This is a genomic window from Bernardetia sp. MNP-M8 (assembly GCF_037126285.1).
In the GTDB taxonomy this organism is placed as follows: domain Bacteria; phylum Bacteroidota; class Bacteroidia; order Cytophagales; family Bernardetiaceae; genus Bernardetia.
Window position 1 is genome coordinate 3,531,660 of sequence record NZ_CP147012.1, and the last position, 16,908, is coordinate 3,548,567.

The window sequence follows — 16,908 nt, forward strand, 5'->3', positions numbered from 1 at the left end:
CAAAGAGCAAAGGTTTTGTATAACTACTTTATATTTAAAACAAACCATCTATTGAATAATAATTGATTTTGAATAGGTAGCGCCCTTTTGATTGAAGTGAATGAGATACATTCCTTTCGGTTGATTGGTAAGATTTATTTTCAACTCATTTTTTCCTTTTTGAAAGGTTTGAGAGCTTACTTTTCTACCAATTCCATCAAAAACAGTTACTTGTGTATCTGCTACTAAAGCAGTTCCAAAACGTACATTCACTATTCCTGTACTCGGATTTGGATAAACACTGAATGTATCTTGTTCAAACTCATTTTGATTTGCTTTTACTTTTGTTGCAATTCTAGTAGCAGGATTAGGACAGAATGATACTTTGTAACTCCCTGCATTTCCATTTGGTGTATAAATAGCTACATCAGCAATCAACTCTTCACTTGCATCTATGCTTTGTTGTGTTATTTCTACATTGTTATGGAAATATTTTATTACACTGGCTACTCTCTCTACACGTAATTTATCTCCTACTTGATAGTCAATAATTACCCCAGAAGAAGGCGTGTATCCTGCAATTGCCTTTCCATTTGCAAGTACATACCATCTGTATTTAATAGAACTGAAATAAGGAGTTGTATTTTGAGTCGTTAATCCAAACATATAAGATATATTTTGAGCCACTGTATTTTCTACAAATCCGTCTTGATTTGCAGCCAAGGTATTGGTTGTATGTACTCCTGCATCCCAAGCAGTAGTGCCTGTGGTTTTGTTTACTGTTGCCCCACTTGTTGTTACATCTGCTTCCACTACAAAATCAACAGGGTAACTCAGTACTACATTTTTTGTAATACTACTAAATGCTCCACTTGCTGTAACTGTATAATATCCAGCAGGTTGGTTGCTCAGTGTATTAGTGGTACTTACTGTTGCATTTGCAGCATTTTTCCATATATAGGTAGTAGCAAACGTTCCTCCTGTCACTGTAGCAGTAGCTGAGCCAGTAGAAACTCCACAATCCAATAAAGGAGCTGAAATACTTAGATCTAAAGCACAATTGATAAATAAAACTTTAGGAAGTGTGGTATTTGCTGTGTATAAACCAGCATCTACGACTAAATCTTGTGTTGTTACGCTTGTGCTAGTATAAAATACAGAGCCATTTTTACTATATCGTATTTCTGTACCTACTCGTTCAATTTTGAATCCATCTCCTGTTTGATAGCTTCCAAAATCCCCTTTATTAACTCCTTTTTCAACTACATATACTTTTCCACTAGAAGTAGTGTAGATCGCATATTCTATAGAATTAAATGCAGTTCCATTCTCTTTTTTGGACAGTCCAATCAAAGAAGAAGTAGTTGCATTATCTACATTGAATACAATTCCCCCATTTCCGATTACTTTCTGAGTAGAGTTTGCATTAGTGTTCCATCCTGTTGTGCTTGTATGGTCTAATTGTCCATTTGCATTTAGGGCTAGATTTGTTAGGTTTGTCCACGTTAGAGGTGCGCCAATGAGATAAGAAGCGTTATAGGTGATTCCATCTTTGGTCAATTCTAATTGGTAAGTTCCTGCACTGAGTCCAGTAATATTTGCTGTATTAGCTCCGTTTGACCATACATAAGTTGCACCTGTTGCTGTAATATCAATAGTACCAGCAGTTCCTCCAGTTCCACAGTCGATTCCTGTAACGGCTGCTGTATAGGTTTGACTTCCACCTGTTGCTCCACAAAATGAAACTTGTACTTCTCCTGTACTGCCTGAATTAATAGCTACATCAGCGACTAATGTTTCAGTAGCATTAATAGTATATTGGTGTACTACAGTTCCATTTTTATAGAATTTCATTTGACTTCCTTCTCTTGCTACTGTAAATACATCTCCTTTTTGGTAGGCTACTGCTGTACCAGGATTTTTATTATAGCTTGGAACTGCATTAGAGTTTCCTACAAAGTACCACGCATAATCAATAGAAGTATAAGAGGCAGCTGTATTTGGTTTTGCTAAACCTATCATATAAGAACTTGTATTGCTGGTGATAGTATTACTTACCCAACCATTGGCAGTAGCAGCTAATTGTTGTGTCGAAGCAGAGTTTGCTCCACTTGTCCAGCCTGTAGCATTTGTTTTTGTAAGAACATTACCTGCACTACTTACGTTTGCTTGGTTCTCAAAATCTACTTCATATCCGATAGCTACGTGTTTTGTACGAGTTCCATACACACCTGTTGTTGTTACTGAATAAATGCCTGTGTTTTTATTTGAAATACTTGCTGTATTTTCTCCACTAGACCAAGCATAAGTAGTAGCAAGTGCTTCACCAAGTAGAGTTGCTGTTGCAGCACCAGCTCCATCGGTAGGACAAGTATTAGAAGTAAATGAGGTAATTTCTAAAGCAATAGGACAACTTGTAAACTGAACTTGAGGAATACGTCCATTGGGTGTGTACATAGTGGCATCAGCAATTAAATCACCTGCTGCAACGCCTCCAACTGTTCTAAATGGAGTGCCATTTTTAGAATATACAAGGGTTGTTCCTGTACGCTCTATTCTGAAAATATCGCCATTTTGATAGGTGCCAAAAGTACCTCCAACACCATATACAACACCATTTTCATAAACCACGATACTTCCAGCATTTGTAAGATAAATAGCATAACGAATACTAGCATATCCGACAGCTCCTTTGTAGTAAGAGAGTCCGATCATATAGTTATAAGCATCTTTTTCTTCTGCTGTAAAGGCAATTCCTCCATTAGCAATTATTTTTTCTTCAGAAAAGGCTTTGCTTGTCCAGCCAGTTGTAGCTGTAGATTTAGTAAGTCTTTTATCTACTAGAGTAAACTCAGTCAAATCTGTCCACGTTAAATCATAGCCTACTTCATAAGTAGCTGTATAATCTGTTCCTCCATCAGTAATAGTAACTTCATACTCCCCTGCTGAAAGTCCAGTACGGTTTTGAGTAGTAACTCCACCATCTGACCAAGCATACGTTTGGCTACCACTAAACTCAGAAACATCTAAATCAATTGCTCCTGTACTTCCTCCTGAACAACTTATGCTTGTAATAGTGGCAGCAAGTAATGGAAGTGTAAGGGTAGTTTCTGCTTCTCCAGTACCAGTTATTTCAAATGTATTTGTTCCTGCACAATCATTATAGGAATAGACTCTAAAGAAATACTGTGTACTAGGATCTAATCCTGTAACTACAATATTTGGATTCGTGGAAGTACCTGCATAAATTACCTGTTCTCCTGCATCATTCCAACTCAAATCTGCTGTTGGAAGAGTTGCTGAATTAGTAGGAGCTGTAAAACCATTCGTACTATTTATTTTAATGACATAACCTGTTGATCCTCCTGTTGGTGCATCATAACTTACAACATCTAATGTACTAACTGTTGGGTTATTTCCTGCTAATAGATTGGTTACTTGAGCTGTGGGAGCAGAACAGGCAGAAAGCGTAGTAAAACTAATCTCATTTCCATAAGCAGTTCCTTCACTATTGATAGCATACGAACGAACGAAAATAGTAGTAGCAGAAGGCAAGCCTGTTATATTTTGATTGAAAACCCCTGTACCTGTTCCTATTTGTACTTTATTGTTTGAAGTAGTAGGTGTTGTACTTGTTCCCCAAACTATTCCTCTTTCTGTTACAGTTGCACCTCCATCAGAAGTTACATTTCCTCCTAAATCGGCTGTGGTAGCTGTTACGTTTGATTGAGCTGTTGTGGTTACTGTAGGAGGGGTATTTATGATAGCAGGACTTATATTTATCTCGTCAATAGTTACTGCTGCATAAATACTACCACTATGTGTAATCCGTACTTCATCTATATTATTAAAATTAGGATTACTTGTTAAGTCAAATAATGACCATATGTTATTTGCTATATTTGAATTTGTAAGAGTAGCACCTGCTACACTAAGTCCATCTCTGTATGCTATAATAGTCAAATCAGAATTAGCATCACTATTTGGACGAAGATAAACACTATTAAGTTTAAACTCACTACCATCATTGCTTTTAAAAATTCCATTTGTTAATTCGTCAGTAGTACCTGAACGAGTTAGATTAATAACTTGATCTCCCAAACCTCCTGGATTAGGTCCTCCACCTGCAGCTAAATTTATAGTTACAGGTCCACTTGAATTTACCTCAAAAGTCCAACATTCTACAGTAGCAGATGCAGTTCCAACTGGAGCACTACCAATTAGATTTCCTGATGGTGATGAGTCAAAATCATATACTCCTGGACTAGGTGCACAAAAAGCTGTAAGTGTAGTAAAACTAATCTGATTTCCATACGAAGTTCCTTCGCTATTGATTGCATAAGCACGAACAAAAACAGTAGTAGCAGAAGGTAACCCCGTTACATTTTGATTGAAAACACCTGTTCCAGTTCCTATTTGTACTTTATTATTTGAAGTAGTAGGTGTTGTACTTGTTCCCCACACAATTCCTCTTTCTGTTACTGTTGCACCTCCATCAGAAGTTACATTTCCTCCTAAATCGGCTGTGGTAGCTGTTACGTTGGCTTGAGCTGTTGTGGTTACTGTAGGGGGATTATTTACAAGTATAGCCCGAAAATTCAAAGTGGTTGGTTGATTTCTTAAAGAAACTGTAATTTCACTTTCAGTGTCTATTACAGCACCTGCATCTATATGAATATACAAATCTATACCAGTAGGTAGATTACTTGCAGGATTAATGGTAAGTTGAGTTGCCCCTAATAATGTAGTAGAAGTAATATCAATAGCTTCAACAACACTATTGTCATTTACTCTTCTAATTTCTATATTTCCAGTACCTAAAGTTACTGTTTCATTAAAGTTGAGTACCAAATCTGCATTTTCTGGAAAGTCTGTTGCTCCGTCGGTAGGTGTGCTTGAAGATAGAGCTGGGGGAGAGTTTGTATTTTGAAAAATAGCAGCTTGACCATCCGTTCCTTTTACGGGGTCATAAACATCTATATCCCAATCACCATCGTAATCAAATGTAAGAAATTCAGTAGCATTAGCTATGCTTAGACTGATAGTTGTTCCTGTTTGTTCACTAAAACTCCCTCCTCCATCATTTCTAATTAAATGCCAAGTAGATGCTCCAGTATTAACAGCTAAAAAATCCATATCTCCATCAACATCATAGTCTATGGGAAAACTTGTACGAAAATCACCAAGCTCAAATAAAGTATTTGAAAAATTAAGAGGAGATGTTCCTCCTGCTGTGAGTTCTGTAAAAGTTCCCCCACCATCATTACGAAAAATAGCAGCTTGACCATCTGTTCCTTTTACAGGATCATAAATATCTGTATCTCCATCACCATCGTAATCAAATGTAAGAAATTCAGTAGCATTGGCTATGCTTAGACTGATAGTTGTTCCTGTTTGTTCACTAAAGCTCCCTCCTCCGTCGTTCCTAATTAAATGCCAAGTAGATGCTCCAGTATTAACAGCTAAAAAATCCATATCTCCATCAACATCATAGTCTATGGGAAAACTTGTACGAAAATCACCAAGCTCAAATAAAGTATTTGAAAAATTAAGAGGAGATGTTCCTCCTGCTGTGAGTTCTGTAAAAGTTCCCCCACCATCATTACGAAAAATAGCAGCTTGACCATCTGTTCCTTTTACAGGGTCATAAATATCCGTATCTCCATCACCATCGTAATCAAATGTAAGAAATTCAGTAGCATTAGCTATGCTTAGACTGATGGTTGTTCCTGTTTGTTCACTAAAGCTTCCACCTCCGTCGTTCCTAATTAAATGCCAAGTAGATGCTCCAGTATTAACAACTAAAAAATCCATATCTCCATCAACATCATAGTCTATGGGAAAACTTGTACGAAAATCACCAAGCTCAAATAAAGTATTTGAAAAATTAAGAGGAGATGTTCCTCCTGCTGTGAGTTCTGTATATTGAGCTTGAATACTTTGAGTAAAGAAAATAAAGCAAGAAATAAATAGAATAAATTTGTATACTAGATTCTTTTTAATCTTTTCCTTTTCGGGTAAATAATAACTTGCAATGCTAAAAATTACTTTTTGCTTTGCTTTTACAGCTTCAAAAAATAAAGGTTGTTTCATGATATTTAAAGAGGTTTTATGTGAAAGAAACTAAAAAAAAATATTTGTATGAACAAAGAGGGTGCTTAATTCTCCTGTATTCCAAATTGTTTCTAGTAATTTTGTGTTAGAATAAGTAAAAGTGCAAAATTCCAAAAACTTGTAGTAATCTTATTAGTTTCATATTTAAAAATAGGATTTATAAGTGATAGAAAATGAATTACTTAGTTGCCATGGTTAAGAAGCTAACAACTGTTTATAATTTAAGTAAAAAAAAGTGTTTTTCTAATTTTTTTTACTATCAATTCAACATAAAATCAATATTTCTTTTTTTAGTGATAAAAAAACTTTTTTTTAAAATATGAAAGTAAAATTTCAGTGATTTTGAATTTTATATAGGTTTTTGATTTTTTTTATAAAAACTGATTTATTATCACCAAATTTTATTTTTTATAAAATTATTTATGGAATAGAGAGAGCTATTTCATCTAATTGATAGAAAACCCAAAAAGAATAAGGTTGTATTTACCAATTTATTTAATCTTATTGTTTTTATTTTAATAGAGCTTTTGTTAAAATCATTAATCAAACTACTACTTTCTTATGAAAAACTCCAAATTATGTCTATCCCTCATTCTAGTTGCATCAATTTATTTTCTCAGTTTACAAACAAATTTTGTATTCTCTCAAAACCTAAATTCTCAACCTGTAACCAGCAAAATTGAAGCTGTAACTGCATTTAGAAGCAGAGCGCAAATTACACGCTTGGCAAAAGCAAATCTAAAAGCAGGAAAAAACGAAATTATTTTTACAGGACTTTCCCCCAAACTTATCGAAAGTAGCTTTCAGCTTTCAGCTAATTCTAGTCAAGTAACTATTTTTTCGGTTCAGCCAACTATAACGAGTCGTAGAAATCCACAGGCATGGAAAATATCTGAAAAAATTAGAGATTCACTCCAAAATGCAAGAACTTATCAAAAAGAGCTTTCTGATAACTTACAAATTTTACAAAATGAAGAAAAGTTGTTAGTAAGTAATCAAAAAATCAGTAGCCAAACACGTCCACTTACTCCTACTGAACTAGCTGCAATGGCAGATTTTGTTAGAAAAAGAATTTCGACAGTTCGCAAAGAAATCAGAGAAACAAATCAAGAACAAGCTGAAAATAACTTGCTTATAAGCCGTCTGCAAAGTGATTTGTCTCGTATGCTAAATCAAAGTACCAATTCTAGTTTTGATTTGTCAGTTGATATTCCTTCAGGAGAAGTAATTGTGAGTTTGGAAGCTAAATCTGCTGTCAGTGTAGAGTTTATGTTACAATATTTAGTTACACATGTTTCTTGGAATCCAATTTATGATTTGAGAGCAAAAGAGGTGGGAGAGCCGATGGAAATTTCCTATAGAGCACACGTAAGCCAAACCACAGGAATTGATTGGAAAGATATAAACTTGACTTTATCGACAGCCGACCCAACTCAAAGCACCCAAACACCTGAATTTTATGCTCAACATTTGAAAATTTATCAGCCTGTTGCAGTATTTAAAGATCAAAAAGCACAATATGCAAGAGCAGAAAAAGCAGCAGCAGCAGATGCAGCTTGGGGAGATGGTGGAGGTTATAATGATGATATTGAAGTAGAAGAATCAGCCTCTATTGCAGATTACACAACAGTTAAAGAAACGGCTTTAGCTTCCGAATTTGAAATTAGTTTGCCTTATACCATTCTTTCTGATGGAAGAAAACAACTTGTAGAAGTTTCGAAAATGGAAGTAGCAACCGATTACCAATATACTGTCTTTGCAGGAAAAAATAAAGAAGGTTTCTTAATGGCAAATCTTTCAGACTGGCAGCAATATCAACTTGTTTCAGGCGATGTAAATATTTATTTTGAGAATAAATTTGTAGGCAAAACGTATCTTGATACTCAAAATTCAGGCGATACATTAGCTGTTTCTTTAGGAAAAGATAGCCGAATTGTAGCTGAAAGAATTACACTCAAAGATAAAAACAAAAGAAAATTCATAGGTTCAAATGTAAGAGAATCTAAAGCCTTTGAAATTATTGTGAAAAATAATTTGAGTCGCAAAGTAAATGTGAAAATCATTGACCAAATTCCTCTTTCTATGGATAGTCGAATTGAAGTAGAAACAGAAAATATAAGTGGTGGAGAGCTAAATTCTAGAACTGGTCAAGTCATTTGGAATACTGAAATTCCTGCTTCTGATTCTAAGAAATTCAAATTGGAATATACTATCAAATATCCAAAAGGAAAACAACTGGATACAAATTTTGTGGAAACGAATTAAATAAAACTCTAGTTTTTTATGATTTGTGAAAAATCAAAAAAGTCATTCTATTAGTTTAGAATGACTTTTTTGATTAAAAAGAATTGCTAAACTATCTTCAATTAACTTTTAACAATTTTCTTTGTATGTGTAATTCCATCTACTGAAACTTTGACAATATAAATTCCCGAAGTAAGGGTAGAAACATCTACTTTTCTAGAACTATCTAAAGTTCCTTGTTTTACTACTTTACCTAAAGCAACTTCATAAATTACATATTCAATTGGATTCTTGGAAAATATATTAAAACGTAATTCATTCTGAACAGGATTCGGATAAACAGTAACTTCAAAATTCTTATTGTCTTGTGTAATAGCAGCTATTTTAGAAACTGGATTGCTTGGTACAACAATATAAAAGTTATACAATTCGGGCGCACGATTCAAATAACGCAAGGCTTGATACATAACCACAACAGCATTTGCACGGGTACTACTCCAATTTGGACGGTAATAATTTTTATCAGAATGATTAGCTACAAAACGATTTCCAACAGCATTACTAATTGATGTAGTTGCCCAAGCAGGAATATCAGCTTTATCTGTAAATAAATTTAGCATAGAAGAAGTTCCTCCACTTAATCCTAATCCATTAGAGATAGATAGGTTTACTTGCATCTTAGTTATTTTGTCATTAGGTAAGAATGTTCCATCTGGATAGCCTGATAAATAACCAGCACGAGCTGCTTTCAAGATATTTTGTTCTGCCCAGTGTCCACTAATATCTGTAAAACTACGGTTTGCAATAGTAGGATTACTAGAAATTGGGGGATTGATTACCTTTACAATCATAGTGGCAAATTCTGCACGAGTAAGGAAATTATCAGGTTTGAATGTTCCATCAGAATAACCAGCCATAAATGCATTATTTATCATATAACGAATTTCATTTTCTGCCCAGTTTCCAACTACGTCAGCAGGAATAGGTATAGTTTTGAATACATCACTTGTAAATATTCCTCTTCCATGGGTTGCTACAGCTACTGTTCTGTCAGATTCTTTATAAACGAGCATATCACAACGTACATTGGCTAATCCAGCACTGCTCAATCCCCAAGTAAGATTAGCAGATTTGAAATTATCCGAAGACCAAACCCCTGTTTCAGTTGCCAAAAGAACTTCATTTGTATTGTTTGGATTGTACAATGCCCAACGTACAGGAAAATCAGGAAGGTTTGCTTCTTTATTTACCCAAGAAGTTCCTCCATTTGTAGTTTCAAAAACAGATGCTACACCATAGTTAGATAAAGTAATCAAGATTTCATTATCAGAAGTTCCTAGTTCTATACACGAAATATATCCAAAAGGAATATTTGATTTAGAAATAGTAAGTATGGTAGGGCTATTTGTATGTGCATTATCAATACGAATGACTTTACCAGCATCGTCAGCTACAAAAATACGATTATCTGTATAAGGAGAAACCTTTATAGCTGATATTTGAGTTCCTGCAAGAGCATTAACAGCAACATTTGTAAGTGTTATAGTATTAATCGCATTAGTCAAATTATTTATTCTCATATACTGATTTGAACCTGATGCCGAATAGAGAATATTCGTATTGTCATCATAATCAGTAGGATTTATAAATCTACCTGAATTATTTCCTACTACAAAATTGAAAGAAGAACCTGCATCTTTAGAAATACTATAATTGTTATTAGTAAAGGAAGTAATTTGAAAGCTAGGATTATCTTTATCAATGTGTGGAAAACCACCATCTCCTCCACTTGCAGTTACTCCTCCACTAATTCCTGAGCTATTTATCTTGATAGTTCCGTTATCTTGCGCTCCAGCTAACATATAATTCGAATTTGCAACACTACTTGTAGCTATTCCATAGAATTGAGTTACATTATAGCCATTATTACGAGTAGCAAATGTAGGGTTTGTATTCCAAATATTAGATGAATAAGAAACTCCTCCATCGTGTCCGAAAAGAGCTACATTGGAATCTTGTGGACGGAAAGTAATTGTATGTTGATCTGCATGAACAAAAGGTTTATTACAGCCCCCTGTCCAGTAAGATATTAACTGCCAAGTAGAACCTGCATCTGTAGTTCTGTGTAAATCAATTCCTCCCACTATTACACTATTTGGGTTAGTAGGGTGTACTACCAAACTCAAATCATACCAAGCCTGTCCTCTAGTAAAATCATTTGTTCCTATCTGACAATTCTGTTCTAAATAAGAAGGAATAGTAACATTTGACCAAGAACTTCCTCCATCAGTAGATTTTCTAAACCAAGCTACACTATTATTACTCCCACTTGCTACAGCATAGATTACATTATTATCAGAAGGTGCAACAGCAAGTTCTATACGTTGTCCACCTGTTGCAGGAGTAACAATTGTCCAATCCTGACCAAAATTAGTAGATTTACGAACAATACCTGTACTAAAAATTCCTGTTGCAGCATATACAGTTCCATTTGATGTAATTTCTATATCAGAAGCATTTCCACTAACTAGGAATGACCAAGAACTTCCTTTATCTTGTGATCTAAAAACACCTGTTCGTGTAGCTACAAATACAGAGCCTCCAGGCGTAATAGCAATCTTTTGAATATAGTGAAAGTTAGAATTATTTGTACTTGCTAATTGATTCCAAGTTTGTCCTCCATCAGAAGTTTTCCAAATGCCAGCTCCACGTACAGCATCAACATTAAAAAAACCTTCTCCCGTTCCTGCATACATAATTTGTGTATTAGAAGGGTCATAAGCAATAGAAGTTACTGCTAAATTTGCCCAAAAATCATTTATATTTTGCCATTGAGAAGTAGCATTTGTAATATCATTATTATACCACAATCCTCCAGAAACAGCACCAGCCCACACTTTTTTGCGATTTCCATCATTTGGGTCAAACATAATAGTACGTGTTCTGCCACCAATATTGTTAGGTCCTCTTTCTGTCCATGTTGTTCCTGCAATGGCTTTAGCCAAACGACGAGTACGAGACATTTCTTGTACTTCTTTAAATACTTGTATTCTTCGTTGAGAAGGAACATAACCCAATGCTGGATCTTTTGTCATTTCAAAATCTCTTAACATTGCTTCCTTAGGACGATCTTGTTTAGGAAGTGCTTTGCGTTGTTCTACACTCATTTTAAGATAAGCTGATAAACGTTGAGCTTCTTGTTTTTGAGCATTATCATCCGTTGCTTCAATGCCATTTTTAGTGAAAATAGAGAAGGCAGAGGATTTTTTTAAAAAAGAAAAGCCCATTCCAATTAATAAAACAATTAAAACTAAAGCAAAGGTAATTTTCACTTTCGTGTTCATATAATTTTTTTGTCTAAAAATAAAGGGATAAAATTTAGTATGAAATGTAATGGGAGTAAAATTTAGTTAATTAACTAATCTATCTCAAAGATAATAATTTTACAACTATTAACAACTTTATTTTTGTATTTTACTGAGTGATTTTTGTTATTTCTTTGTTAAATTTGTTTTTTAAAAATGCTATATTTTCTGTAAAAATGTTTTTTTACTATCATAACTTTAAGTTTATAACTCAAAAAATGAAAGTTTTTCAATAAAATGTATTGCTTATTGAATTTATTGTTATGCAAGGCGAGTATTTTTGTTTAAGTTATCTGACTTAAGTAACAAGTAATTTTTTAAAAAAAATAATAGTAATGGTTACTGTGATTCTGATTTATCTCTCTCCAAAAAATGACACAATAAAATAGACTAATTGAGGTTATTTTACTAAATTATCTCAAAAACTACTTATTCATTCTCTAAAAATAGAATTATGAAAAACCACAACTTACTTTTAGTATCACTATCAATTCTCTGCTATTTCTTTTTTTTACAGCATAACTTTGCTTTTTCTCAAAGCCTAAATTCCCAATCTGTAACTAGTAAAATTGAATCTGTAACCGTTTTTAGAACAAGAGCGCAAATTACACGCCTCGCAAAAGCAAACTTAAAAGAAGGAAAAAATGAAATTATCTTTACAGGACTTTCTCCTAAACTTATAGAAAATAGTTTTCAGCTTTTGGCAAATTCTAATCAAGTAACTATTTTTTCTGTTCAACCAACCATAACAAGCCGAAGAAATCCGAAAGCGTGGGCAATTTCTCAAAAGATAAGAGATTCATTACAAGAAGCTCGTTTAATAAAAAAAGAACTTTCAGACGATTTACAGATTTTACAAAATGAGGAAATTTTATTAATTGATAATCAAAAAATCAGTAGTCAAACACGCCCACTTACGCCTACTGAACTTGCAGAAATGGCAGATTTTATACGAAAAAGAATTTCGACAGTTCGTAAAGAAATCAGACAGAATAATCAAATGCAAGCTGAAAATAATTTGCTTATTAGTCGTCTGCAAAGCGATTTGTCTCGCATGCTTAACAAAAGCACAAACTCTAGTTTTGATTTATCAGTTGATATTCCTTCTGGGGAAGTGATTGTGAGTTTGGAAGCAAAATCTGCTGTACTTGTAGAATTTATGATGCAATATTTAGTTAAAAATGTTTCTTGGAATCCAATTTATGATTTGAGAGCAAAGGAAGTAGGCGAGCCAATGGAAATTTCATATAGAGCGCACGTAAGCCAAACTACAGGAATTGATTGGAAAGATATAAATCTGACTTTATCGACAGCAGACCCAACACAAAGCACCGAAACGCCTGAATTTTATGCACAACATTTGAAAATTTTTGTTCCACAAGAAATATATAACGAAGAGGTGCAACTAACAGAAGAAGAAATTGCAATGGGTTTTACAAGTGATGATTATGGAGGAGGAGATGACTGGGGAAGTGGTGGCGATTGGGGAGGAGAAGACGAAAAATCTGAATCTATTGCAGATTATACCAAAACAAAAGAAACAGCTCTAGCTTCCGAGTTCGAAATTAGTTTGCCTTATACCATTCTTTCCGACGGAAGAAAACAACTTGTAGAAGTTTCAAAAATGGAAGTGGAAACAGATTATCAATATACTGTTTTTTCAGGAAAAAATAAAGAAGGTTTTTTGATGGCAAACCTTTCAGATTGGCAGCAATATCAACTTGTTTCTGGTGATGTAAATATTTATTTTGAAAACAAATTTGTAGGTAAAACTTATTTGGATACGCAAAATTCGGGTGATACTTTAGCCGTTTCATTAGGAAAAGATAGCCGTATTGTAGCTGAAAGAATTACGCTAAAAGATAAAAACAAACGTAAATTTATAGGCTCAAATGTGAGAGAATCAAAAGTCTTTGAAATTGTAGTGAAAAATAATTTGAGTCGCAAAGTAAATGTGAAAGTCATTGACCAAATTCCTCTTTCTATGGATAGTAGAATTGAAGTAGAAACCGAAAATCTAAGTGGTGGAGAGCTAACTACTACAACTGGAAAAGTAATTTGGAATACTGAAATTCCTCCTTCTGATTCTAAGAAATTCAAATTAGAATATACTATCAAATATCCAAAAGGAAAACAATTGGATACTAATTATGTGGAAACGAATTAAGATATTCTATAATTATAATTAGAAGTTCAATTTTCTAGAAGATTACTCAAGGTCTAAAATCAGTATTTTTTATCAAAAACTTTTGAGATACGAATAATAAATACTACTTTTGCAGTTAAATTAAATACGCTTCTATATCTTTATAGTTAAGAAGCTATCAAGAAAAAACTAAAACGTTTAATTGATTTAATCATCATAACGAATGGATTACGCTATTTTGAATTATTTGCTTAGTTTGTAATTCTCAATTAGCTTCGCTGAATATTCATTTCGTAATTCGTAATTAATAAATATGGCAACAACAGGCAAAATCGTTCAAGTAATTGGTCCCGTAGTGGACGTGAGTTTCGTAGATGGTAGTTTACCTCATATCTTAGACGCTCTTCAAGTAACAAAAGAAGACGGTACACTCGTTGTACTAGAATGTCAACAACACTTAGGCGAAGACCGTGTACGTACTATCTCTATGGAAGGTACTGAAGGTCTTAGACGTGGGATGAGCGTTACAAATACAGGTCAGCCAATTTCTATGCCTGTTGGAGAAGATATAAAAGGACGTTTATTTAACGTAGTTGGAGAAGCTATTGATGGTATTGCTCAACCAAAAGGCGAACAACGTCTTCCTATTCACCGTGATCCTCCTGCTTTTGAAAATCTGTCTACTTCAACAGAAGTTCTTTTTACAGGTATCAAAGTAATTGACCTTTTAGAGCCATACTCAAAAGGTGGTAAAATTGGTCTTTTTGGTGGTGCTGGTGTAGGTAAAACAGTTCTTATTCAAGAGCTTATAAATAACATTGCAAAGGCTTATGCTGGTCTTTCTGTATTTGCAGGTGTAGGTGAGCGTACTCGTGAAGGAAATGACCTTCTTCGTGAGATGTTAGAATCTGGTATTGTAGATTATGGTAAAGACTTTTTGCACTCTATGGAAGAAGGCGGATGGGATTTATCTCTTGTAGATCAAGAGAAAATGAAAGATTCTAAAGCTACTTTCGTTTTTGGTCAGATGAATGAGCCTCCTGGGGCAAGAGCTAGAGTTGCTTTGTCAGGTCTTACACTTGCAGAGTATTACCGTGATGGCGACGGACAAGGAAAAGGACGTGATATTCTTTTCTTTATCGATAACATTTTCCGTTTTACTCAAGCAGGTTCAGAAGTATCAGCACTTTTAGGTCGTATGCCTTCTGCTGTAGGTTACCAACCAACACTTGCAACTGAAATGGGTGTAATGCAAGAGCGTATTACTTCTACTAAGCGTGGTTCAATTACATCTGTACAGGCTGTTTATGTACCTGCAGATGACTTGACTGACCCAGCTCCAGCAACAACTTTCTCTCACTTGGATGCTACAACTGTACTTTCTCGTAAGATTTCAGAGCTTGGTATCTATCCTGCCGTAGATCCTTTGGATTCTACTTCTCGTATTTTGAGTGCAGAAATTGTAGGTGATGAGCATTATGATACAGCACAACGTGTGAAGAACATGCTTCAACGTTACAACGAACTTCAAGATATCATTGCTATCTTGGGTATGGATGAGCTTTCTGAAGAAGATAAATTAGTTGTAACTCGTGCTAGACGTGTTCAGCGTTTCTTATCTCAGCCATTCCACGTAGCAGAGCAGTTTACAGGTCTTCAAGGACAGCTTGTTGATATCAAAGACACAATTCGTGGCTTTAATATGATTATGGATGGCGAACTTGACCAATATCCTGAAAAAGCATTCCTACTTAAAGGAACAATCGAACAAGTAATCGAAGCTGGTGAGAAACTTCTTAAAGAAGCAAACGCTTAAAAATAAAGTTAGAAGTTAGATTTTAGAAGTTAGAATTTAATTAAACTTCAGAAATCTAACTTCTAAATTCTAAAATCTAAATTAGTATAAATTATGTTTTTGGAAATTATTACTCCAGACGATAAAGTATTTTCAGGACAAGCAACAGGTGTGTTAGTTCCAGGTTCGGAAGCAAAAGGTTCTTTCGAAGTATTGGACAATCACGCTGCTCTTGTTAGTTCTTTGCAAGAAGGAAAGGTAAGAATACGTACCCAAGAAGGAAAAGAAGTTTTCTATACTATTAGTGGTGGCGTAATTGAAGTGCTTAATAACCACGTTATTATCTTGGCAGAGTCTAGTCAATTAGATCAATTTGCTAAGTAAATAATTTGTCATTAAAATAAAATTCTAAAAAACCGTTTTATTCATTTTTTGAGTAGAACGGTTTTTTTGTTGATAAAAACAATAAAAGAATTGAAAATCTTAGCAAAATTCTTTTTAAAGAAAGAAAGATTTCACCTCATCAAAAAGCCGTTTTACCTGTAAATCTCCAAAACCATAAATAGATTCTCTTTTCGAAAATTCTCTAAAAACAGGCGCAAATTCTTCACTTTTGAGGTCTTTCATTATCTGAATGAGTGATGCTTTGGGTCTTCCTAATTTCTCTTCACTTGTTGGAAAGCGTTGAAGATGTGCATCTATGGCAGGAAGCATAAAAGCATAATTTTCGCCCAGTTCTTTAGCTATTTGCACTAATTTTTTGGTGTCGTTATTTTTGTAATGTTCCCAAAGAAGAGCAATTTTATGTAGCTCATTCTGACCAATAGACAAACGATTTTCATAAATAGAAATCAATTCAGATTCATTCAAGCCACCAAAACCGTACTGCGTATGTTCTTTCGGACGAACTAAAAAAATAGAATTTTTATGATTGTTTTTATTGAGAAGAAAAGCCACAAACCAAAAATTTACTTGGCAAAACAAATCATCTTCAAACCATAGATTAATATCTGCATTGCTAGGAATAGTCTGTATTTTCTCAAACTCAGAAACCGTTTTTTCAAAATAATCTTCTTTGCTATATCCTGCATAAGTGCTACTAATAAATCTAGCTCTCGTTTCATAAAACTCTTCCAAACTCTCTCCTTCTACATTTCCATCGACCAAAGCCTCTCTAGCAACAATTATTTTGTCTTCAATAGTTTTTGGAAATTGTTCTTTTAATGCACTGCCGTTTAGAATGTGGTAGTTTTGAGAATTCATTT

General features: G+C 34.2%; 7 protein-coding genes. 4 read left to right on the plus strand and 3 right to left on the minus strand.

All coding sequences use genetic code 11. The features are described 5' to 3' along the window. Nucleotides 1-48 precede the first annotated feature (48 nt). Nucleotides 49-6,072: an FG-GAP-like repeat-containing protein gene (locus V9L04_RS14400; protein ID WP_338790541.1), complete on the minus strand. Its 6,024-nt coding sequence runs from the start codon at nucleotides 6,070-6,072 to the stop codon at nucleotides 49-51. Between the two features lie 582 nt (nucleotides 6,073-6,654). Between V9L04_RS14400 and V9L04_RS14405 the strand changes: the two genes are divergently transcribed. Next, complete coding sequence (locus V9L04_RS14405) at nucleotides 6,655-8,358, plus strand: DUF4139 domain-containing protein (RefSeq protein ID WP_338790542.1); 1,704 nt, start codon at nucleotides 6,655-6,657, stop codon at nucleotides 8,356-8,358. Between the two features lie 101 nt (nucleotides 8,359-8,459). Here the strand turns inward: V9L04_RS14405 and V9L04_RS14410 are convergent, their stop codons facing one another. Continuing rightward, nucleotides 8,460-11,681, minus strand: a complete 3,222-nt coding sequence (locus V9L04_RS14410; protein WP_338790543.1) for an S-layer homology domain-containing protein — start codon at nucleotides 11,679-11,681, stop codon at nucleotides 8,460-8,462. A 475-nt stretch (nucleotides 11,682-12,156) separates the two neighbouring features. Between V9L04_RS14410 and V9L04_RS14415 the strand changes: the two genes are divergently transcribed. The 3 genes from V9L04_RS14415 (at nucleotide 12,157) to atpC (ending at nucleotide 16,027) form a co-directional block, all read left to right on the plus strand. Then, nucleotides 12,157-13,869: a DUF4139 domain-containing protein gene (locus tag V9L04_RS14415; RefSeq protein WP_338790544.1), complete on the plus strand. Its 1,713-nt coding sequence runs from the start codon at nucleotides 12,157-12,159 to the stop codon at nucleotides 13,867-13,869. A gap of 292 nt (nucleotides 13,870-14,161) precedes the next feature. Further along, a complete protein-coding gene (gene atpD, locus V9L04_RS14420; RefSeq protein WP_338790545.1) occupies nucleotides 14,162-15,664 on the plus strand; it encodes a F0F1 ATP synthase subunit beta in 1,503 nt (500 codons plus the stop codon). A 93-nt stretch (nucleotides 15,665-15,757) separates the two neighbouring features. Further along, a complete protein-coding gene (gene atpC / locus V9L04_RS14425; RefSeq protein ID WP_338790546.1) occupies nucleotides 15,758-16,027 on the plus strand; it encodes an ATP synthase F1 subunit epsilon in 270 nt (89 codons plus the stop codon). Nucleotides 16,028-16,141: 114 nt separating this feature from the next. Here the strand turns inward: atpC and V9L04_RS14430 are convergent, their stop codons facing one another. Beyond that, nucleotides 16,142-16,906: a DUF1835 domain-containing protein gene (locus tag V9L04_RS14430; RefSeq protein ID WP_338790547.1), complete on the minus strand. Its 765-nt coding sequence runs from the start codon at nucleotides 16,904-16,906 to the stop codon at nucleotides 16,142-16,144. Nucleotides 16,907-16,908: the final 2 nt, after the last annotated feature.